The organism is Sulfitobacter sp. HI0129, from assembly GCF_001635395.1.
Classification (GTDB): Bacteria; Pseudomonadota; Alphaproteobacteria; order Rhodobacterales; family Rhodobacteraceae; genus Sulfitobacter.
Genome location: NZ_LWGH01000959.1, coordinates 1 through 636, shown reverse-complemented (window position 1 = coordinate 636; position 636 = coordinate 1). Strand labels below are relative to the sequence as shown.

The 636-nt window shown below is 62.4% G+C and carries 1 protein-coding gene; it reads left to right on the top strand.

Annotated features, from left to right (window positions below; all coding sequences use genetic code 11):
* The coding region (locus tag A3764_RS21305) for an oxidoreductase (RefSeq protein ID WP_443069406.1) at window positions 1-429 on the top strand (429 nt) is incomplete at its 5' end.
* Window positions 430-636 lie beyond the last annotated feature (207 nt).

Sequence of the window (636 nt, the reverse complement as noted above, 5' to 3'; positions counted from 1 at the left end):
CGCACCGGCCTGCGTCTGTCGCCCTTCTCGCCCGCCAATGGCATTTCGGACGAGGATCCGCAGGAAACCTTTGAATATGTCGTGCGCGAGCTGAACCGCTTCAACCTCGCCTATCTGCACCTCGTCGAAGGGGCGACGGGCGGCTCGCGTGAACTTGAAGAAGGCGAAAGCCTCGCCTCGCTGCGCAAGATCTTCGAAGGGCCCTATATGGCCAACAACGGCTACGACCGGCAGATGGCGATTGATGCTGTCGAAGAGGGCAAGGCCGATCTGGTGGCCTTCGGACGGCCCTATATCGCGAACCCCGATTTGGCCGAAAGGCTGGAACGCGACGCCCCGTTGAACGAGGGCGATTCAGATACCTACTACGGGGGCGGACGCGAAGGATATACCGATTATCCGACGCTTCAGGACATCGCGGCGCAGTAATCGCGATGCACCCTGGGGCCGCACAAGAACGCGCGGCCCCGCGGGCTGGTTCATGCCCGGACCACGTTAACTTTAGGCGCGCCCGAGGGCGATCCATTCTTGCAACGGACCCGCCGGGGCGGCATGTTGCATCGACCTCCCCCCGGCGGGGGATTGAAACCACTCGGACGGGTACACAGATATCTAACCGAAACAGGAGACGCGGAG